Origin of the sequence: Oceanisphaera sp., from assembly GCF_052084945.1 — a bacterium.
GTDB lineage: Bacteria > Pseudomonadota > Gammaproteobacteria > Enterobacterales > Aeromonadaceae > Oceanimonas.
In genome coordinates, this window is sequence record NZ_JBQDEX010000113.1 from 1,386 (window position 1) to 8,319 (window position 6,934).

The following is a 6,934-nucleotide window of genomic DNA, read 5'->3' on the forward strand; positions in this document are numbered from 1 at the left end:
CAATTAGCACCCAAGTGGTTTATTTGCGCAGGCGATACACTTTAAGCACATTGGGCGCAATTAGCACCCAAGTGGTTTATTTGCGCAGGCGATACACTTTAAGCACATTGGGTGCAACGCGAATTTTACGCATAATATTAGCCAAATGAACCCGGCTGGTGGTCGTGATTAACAGCTCAACTTGGTAGACACGGCCGTCTTTTTCTTCGGTGGCAATATTATGGATATTAGCCCCTGTGGCAGAGATAATATTTGCCAGTCCAGCTAGCGCCCCTTGTTGGTTGATAATTTCGATGCCAATTTCGGTTTTAAAGTCAAAATCAAAATCTTGGTCCATATCCCATTGCACAGGTAGATATTTGTTTTGTTCTTTATTGTGGCCACGAATGTTTTTACAAGAATCTAAATGAATGACTAAGCCGCGGCCAGGACTAATGTGCGCCACAATAGGATCACCAGGAATAGGACGACAACAGTTAGCAAAATTGAGCAACATATCGTTGGTGCCTTTAATCGGCATCTTCTTCAGTGTTTTACTGCGCTCAGCAGGCTCTTCGTCTGACTCTTCTAGTAAGCGACGCGCCATGACCACGCTCATGGCATTACCTAAACCAATGTTGGCCAATAATTCACTAATAGAGCTATATTTAGTATCTTTTAGTACTTGTTCAACTCGCTCTACCGAAATATCTTCGATATTTTTAGCGCCCAAGGCATGATTTAACAAGCGCTTACCTAGCAATACCGATTCTTCGGTACGCAGATTCTTTAAGAACTGGCGAATGTTAGTGCGTGCGCGTGAGGTCACCACAAAATTAAGCCAAGCCGCGTTAGGTCGCGCGTTAGGGGCGGTAATAATTTCAATGGTTTGGCCAGAATGCAACCGCTGGCTAAGTGGGTAAGGTTGGCGATCTACCCGTGCTCCCACACAAGAATGACCAATATCGGTATGTACGGCATAGGCAAAGTCGACCGCTGTTGCCCCTGAAGGCAACTCTAAAATGCGTCCTTCTGGGGTAAACACATAAATTTCATCAGGGAAAAGGTCAGTCTTTACCCCTTCAATAAACTCAAATGACGAACCGGCACTTTGTTGTAGTTCAACTAAGCTCTGCATCCAACGCTCGGCACGAACTTGCGCCGTGGTATTGGATTTTTCAGAATCAATTTTATAAGCCCAATGTGCCGCTACCCCCTTATCTGCCATTTGATCCATGTATTCGGTACGGATTTGTACTTCTACCGGCACCCCATGAGGGCCCACCAAAGAGGTGTGCAACGACTGATAACCATTGGTTTTAGGAATGGCAATATAGTCTTTAAAGCGCCCAGGGCGTGGCTTATACAAGGTATGCATTTGGCCTAACACGCGATAACAGGTGTCTATGTCTTTTACGATCACACGAAAAGCATAAATATCCATTACTTCATGAAATTGCAGTTCTTTTTTGACCATCTTGTTATAGATGGAGAACATATTTTTTTCGCGGCCCGCCACCGATGCATGAATGTGTACATCATCTAAACGGCCGCTAATTTGCTCTAAAATAGACTGAATAATTTCATGTCGATTACCTCGAGCACGTCTAACTGATGCACGCAGTACTCTCGTACGCATGGGGTAGAGTGCTTCAAGGCCTAGCTCTTCTAACTCATTCTTAATGGTATGAATACCAAGACGATTGGCGATAGGAGCATGAATTTCGAGGGTTTCTCGGGCAATACGACGGCGTTTATCGGGGCGTAATGCGCCAAGCGTGCGCATGTTGTGTGTGCGGTCAGCCAATTTAATTAAGATAACCCGAATATCTTGGGTCATGGCCAAGACCATTTTGCGGAAGTTTTCGGTTTGCGCTTCCTTATGATCTCTAAACTTAATTTTATCAAGTTTAGATACCCCTTCAACCAACTCAGCGACGGCTTCGCCAAACTGCTCAGCCAGTGCGCTTTTGGTGACAGGGGTATCTTCAATTACGTCGTGTAATAAGGCCGCCATTAAGGTTTCATGATCCAGATGCATCTCTGCCAAAATACGCGCCACAGCCACCGGATGGGTGATGTAGGGCTCACCACTAGAGCGTGTTTGCCCTTGGTGCGCGTCTCTGGCTACCACATAAGCGGCTTGAAGCTGCGCTACCTGCTCGGGGGGCAGGTAACTGTTAGCCAGCTCTTTAAGAGATTCAAATAGATACAATCAATACCTCGATAAGCGATATTATTACTAGGCCGTTTAGAGAATATAAGCCCGCGTTATTGCTAAAGCGAGCTTATCGACAGACTCAACCTCTATAATAAGGTTACAGGCGACCTTCAGAAATAGCGGCAACGGCAGCCATTTCAGCGGCATCCATTTCTTGCTGTTCTTGACGATCTTGCACGTCCATTACCGCATGGTTAACTAAGCCTTGCTCAATTTCACGTAATGCAACAACGGTCGGCTTGTCATTTTCTAGCGGTACCAAGGCGTCTTTTCCCTGAATCGCCAGTTGGCGAGCGCGACGAGAAGCAACCAACACTAAATCAAAACGGTTGCCAACCTGCTCAACAGCATCTTCAACAGTAACGCGTGCCATAATGGACTCCAATGATTAAAAAAAGTGCAAAAAAGTAATTAATCTTAGCTTATTCTGCCAGTAGGCCAGAAAGCAAATTTTGATAACGTATCGCCTGCTTACCTGTATTGGCCCGTTCGGCCTCAATAATAGCGCTTAGGCGATTTAATGCTTGGTCAAAGTTATCATTAACCAATAAATAGTCGTATTCATCGTAATGCGACATCTCTGACACTGCCTTATCCATTCGTCCCTGAATCACGTCTGCGCTGTCTTGCTGACGAGCATTAAGACGACGTTCTAACTCTTCTCGGCTAGGGGGGAGGATAAAAATAGATTTAGCGCTTGGAGACTGTTCGCGAATTTGACGGGCACCTTGCCAGTCAATATCCAATAATATGTCGATGCCTTTAGCTAACTGCTCGTCAATCCACTCGCGTGAGGTGCCATAGTAGTTATTGAACACTTGAGCCCATTCATAAAAGGCGCCGCGTTTAGCCAGCACGTTAAATTCGTCCCGATCAACAAAATGGTAATGAATGCCATTTTCTTCCCCCGGCCGTACGTCGCGAGTGGTGTGAGAAACTGACACCTGTAGCTTACCGTCGGCGCTAGGACGCGCTAGCAGTGCTTGGATCAGGCTGGATTTGCCTGCGCCGCTAGGAGAAGAAATAATAAATAAGGTACCGCAGTGCGCCATAATATGTGTGCCGTTTGGGATTATTTGCCAGCGTCGAGCAGAGAGCTGGAACCAAGGGCGGCCAAGTTTACCAGAAGATCGTGAATAAAAAAATGGCCGCTGTAAAAACAGCGACCAATCAAAAAGTAACTATAGCTTGCTGCGGAAGTGCCCTCCACGCAAATTTCATTATGATCAGGTAGTCGCTTCGACTCTATCAGTTTTTTCCTGATTAAAGCCTCGGTAAAACCGAGTTGTTGTCCGGTAAGGCTTCGCTTTGCCTGTTATCTCGGCACTAATAACGCCAAGGGGTGACCAGAAACATGAGCAACTATTATAAGTGAACGCGCTCATGTTCTGACGACGCTGGGTTATTGTTGGGCAACAGAATCTGATAATAAGTCAGCAAACTCACTGGTTTTCCCCTCAAATAACAAAGACTGAGTGTAGCGAGTGTACGCCTGCGCCCGTTTAAGCATGGCATTATACTCGCCCTGTACGCAGCTATCGGAGCTAAGTGCTAAACCATTGTCACTAATTTTCGCGCATTCCACCTGCTCATTATCGACGACATTAAAGCGTACCAGTTGATTATCTTCTATCCAGTTCACACTTTGCCCTTCAGAATAATGTGCAAAGCCTGAGTAGGGCTCAGCTAATAGTGACTGTCCGGTAAACCAAGGCACTTGCCCACCTAGCCAATCGATAATAGTCGGGGCAATATCCAGTTGGCCGGCATTAATAGGTAGCTTTTTCACTGGCAGTGAGCCATCGGTGGCAAACATTAAAAAGGGGATGGCATTGCGCTCTAACCCTTGAGGGGCGGCCCGCGCCGTATGATCGGAAACTAATACCACTAAGGTGGGTTTATTGACCACCTGAGGCAGCTTATCTAAAAAGCGCTGCAAGGCCCCATCGGCATGACGAACCGCATTACGTCGCAGAGCAGCCCGATCTTCTTTACCAAAAATATAGTCAGATTCTTTTGGTAAATAGGTGTCGTGGGTGGTACCGGTATTTACTGTCATTAAGTAGGGGGCGTCGAGTGTGTTTAGCTTATCTAAGGTAAAGCGATAAATATCGTCATCCATATAGCCCCAGTAATTTTCGGTGCCTGCAAAGTCATAATCGGTTTTTCCATAAGAATGGGTAAAGCCCAAGCTTTGGGCAAATGCGCCTACAATGCCTTTGCCACTGCCTTGAATAAAGTGGGTGCTAAAACCCTGTTCGCTCAATATGCGCGGTAAGCATTGATAGTTCGCCCCTTGTAGTTGGGTACCGGCTACGCCGCCGCCAATGGGGTTAGGGTAAGAGCAAAATGTAGCAAAGGTGCCTTCCACGGTGCGATAGCCATCGGCATAAAAGTTTTGTGTGGTCAGACTCTGTTTGCGTAGCTTGTCAAAGTACGGGGCTCCATCCACTTGTTGGCCATAGCTGTATAAATCGGCGGCCACCCAACTTTCTAACAGCACCACCAGCACATTCGCCTGTTTAGTAATAGGTTGCAGCTGGGCATTAATACGCTCTTGGTAAAGTTGTGCAACTAAGGCTTTATCTTGGGCGCTGGGCTCGGCGGTTTGTTGCTGAGCGGCGCGTTTTTTGCCTTTAGCTAAATAATAACTAATGGCATAAGGGGCATTCCAGGCCAATGCGGCCTGCTCAGGCTCGCCAATTTTATACGCGCTCATAGGTGATTGTGGCGCATCACTCCAACCACCACGAACTGCGGTCACCGTACCTCCTAACCAAAGCGCTAATACTAGAACCCCGCTTATAATACGCGCATAACGACAAGGCGCCTGTGTGGTAGTGATGGGTAGGCGCCAAATTACCCATGTAAATAGCAGTACTAACACCAAAGCGGTTAAGGTTTGTGGTAAATAGGCGGTTACGGCGGTGGCCAGCAAACCTTGCTCTAAACCCTGGCCGGTAAACACTTCAAAGGTAACGTGTCGGCCTGCTTCTAGCATATAAATAGCATCTGCCGTGGTGGTAACAATCAGCCAAATGCTGGCCAATAATAACCACAGCTTCACCAAACGAGGTCGAAAGCCTCCCCAGTGGGCAATAAGTAGCAAAAGTACGGCGGGTGTGGCCATTACCATCACGGCGGTAATATCCAGGCGCAACCCCCACCACAGGCTATAAACGCCACTGTGACTGAATAACTGCTCTGCTAAATAAGGGTTAAGGGCGCTCAGTGCGACTTTGCTAAGCACAGTGGCGCTTAGTAACAATAAGAGGATACGGAAGATATTCAGTGACACAACAAACTCAATAAGTAGCCATAATAATGGCTAAATAGTCTAGTCAGTCGCAAGGGATGTCAATCACTTCTCTTAGTACCAAAGGTAAAGCGTGTGTAATCGGGCTGGAATGACGTTTGGCGGTATTATCATGTACCATTTATCAATGGTGTCACTCGTTCAATAAAAAACGCTAAATTATATAGACAGTCACTTTGATAAAAAGAGAAGTAACATGAAACCTGGCCGAAATGACCTCTGCCCTTGTGGTAGCGGGAAAAAATATAAACGTTGCTGCTTAGGACAAGATTCCAAGTTGCACGCTCCATTGTTCAATGACATTGAGCAGATAGCCGCTATGAACCCTAACCTGACGCTTGATGAGCTTAGCGTCGTGATAGAACGGCAGATTGAGAAGCAGAACGAGAGCGCACAAGATGACTTTTGTGGTTTATCTCCAACACAAATGGGGAACTGGTTCGATGCTTCATTTCATCAATTACAAGGCGTCACTATTAATACGCCAGAGGATCTTTCAGCTAGCCCTGTGATGCGATATCTCACCTTAATTTTTGATGATGCGATGAAAAATGATGGTAGCTTTAAGGCCACCGCCAAGGGTAATTTACCGGCTCATTTAGTTAAGCAGGCCAGTGAACTGTTATCTGAGTTCGCCGTCTCTCAATTTGCAGGTAATATTAGTATTAGTGAGTTTGCGGGCAGTAATGAAGATAAATTTAACGCGCTGCACTACACACGAATTCTGGCAGAAATCGCGGGTATTATTTATCGCCGCAGTGGCCGCTATCACATCAAAAAGGCCGCCCAAGCACAATATCAAAAGCAAGGTATTCATGGTTTTTTTAAGTCCATGCTAGATGCCGCTGTTTCTCAGTATAACTGGCGCTATTTTGATCTATTTGAGGACGATGTTGATTTAAGAATGTACTGGCTATTTATGGTTTGGCGTTTGCAACAGCATGCCTGTATTGAACAACTAACTGATGAAGTCATCACCGCTTTCCCTTATGTACTAGAGCAGCTTGGGGTAATAAGTGGTTGTTCATTAGAAAAGAGCTTAGACATACTCATTGAATCGCGCTTTATTAGCCGTTTCTTACAGTTTTGGGGCTTTGTCACCCTAGATCCTAAGCAAGGTTTCTCATTGGATCGCGAGCCACGAACTGTGCAGCTGCAGCCGTTATTAGCCGACACATTTCACTTCACCGTTAACGTATAAAAAGGTCATTATGAGCGAATTACTGCGCTATATACGCCCTCTTTGTCGTAGCTGCTAAATCTGGCGCAGTCGAATAAAAAAGAATAAGGGTTTGACACCTGTCAGTCGCTTGCTACGCAAAAAAGTCCTGTATTACACTGTGCTTAGGCCAATCATACAGGACGTTAGAGCATGTTAGAGCAGTAACCTTTTACCCCAAAAGTTATTCGATGTTTTG

At 45.9% G+C, this 6,934-nt stretch carries 5 protein-coding genes and 1 pseudogene; 2 read left to right on the forward strand and 4 right to left on the reverse strand.

From position 1 onward, the window contains the following. Nucleotides 1-76: 76 nt before the first annotated feature. From spoT to ACTHY5_RS10000, 4 genes are all read right to left on the reverse strand, one after another. Nucleotides 77-2,194 (reverse strand): bifunctional GTP diphosphokinase/guanosine-3',5'-bis pyrophosphate 3'-pyrophosphohydrolase, encoded by a 2,118-nt coding sequence (gene spoT / locus ACTHY5_RS09985; protein WP_441879228.1) that lies wholly within the window; start codon nucleotides 2,192-2,194, stop codon nucleotides 77-79. A gap of 103 nt (nucleotides 2,195-2,297) precedes the next feature. Continuing rightward, a complete protein-coding gene (gene rpoZ / locus ACTHY5_RS09990) occupies nucleotides 2,298-2,573 on the reverse strand; it encodes a DNA-directed RNA polymerase subunit omega (protein ID WP_441879230.1) in 276 nt (91 codons plus the stop codon). Between the two features lie 49 nt (nucleotides 2,574-2,622). Further along, nucleotides 2,623-3,252, reverse strand: coding sequence for a guanylate kinase (gene gmk, locus ACTHY5_RS09995; protein WP_441879232.1), 630 nt, complete (start codon nucleotides 3,250-3,252; stop codon nucleotides 2,623-2,625). Nucleotides 3,253-3,602: 350 nt separating this feature from the next. Next, complete coding sequence (locus ACTHY5_RS10000) at nucleotides 3,603-5,498, reverse strand: LTA synthase family protein (RefSeq protein WP_441879234.1); 1,896 nt, start codon at nucleotides 5,496-5,498, stop codon at nucleotides 3,603-3,605. A 214-nt stretch (nucleotides 5,499-5,712) separates the two neighbouring features. Between ACTHY5_RS10000 and ACTHY5_RS10005 the strand changes: the two are divergent. Further along, nucleotides 5,713-5,778: pseudogene (locus ACTHY5_RS10005) on the forward strand (SEC-C metal-binding domain-containing protein); the annotation flags it as partial. A 57-nt stretch (nucleotides 5,779-5,835) separates the two neighbouring features. Then, nucleotides 5,836-6,717: a hypothetical protein gene (locus ACTHY5_RS10010; protein WP_441879236.1), complete on the forward strand. Its 882-nt coding sequence runs from the start codon at nucleotides 5,836-5,838 to the stop codon at nucleotides 6,715-6,717. Nucleotides 6,718-6,934 lie beyond the last annotated feature (217 nt).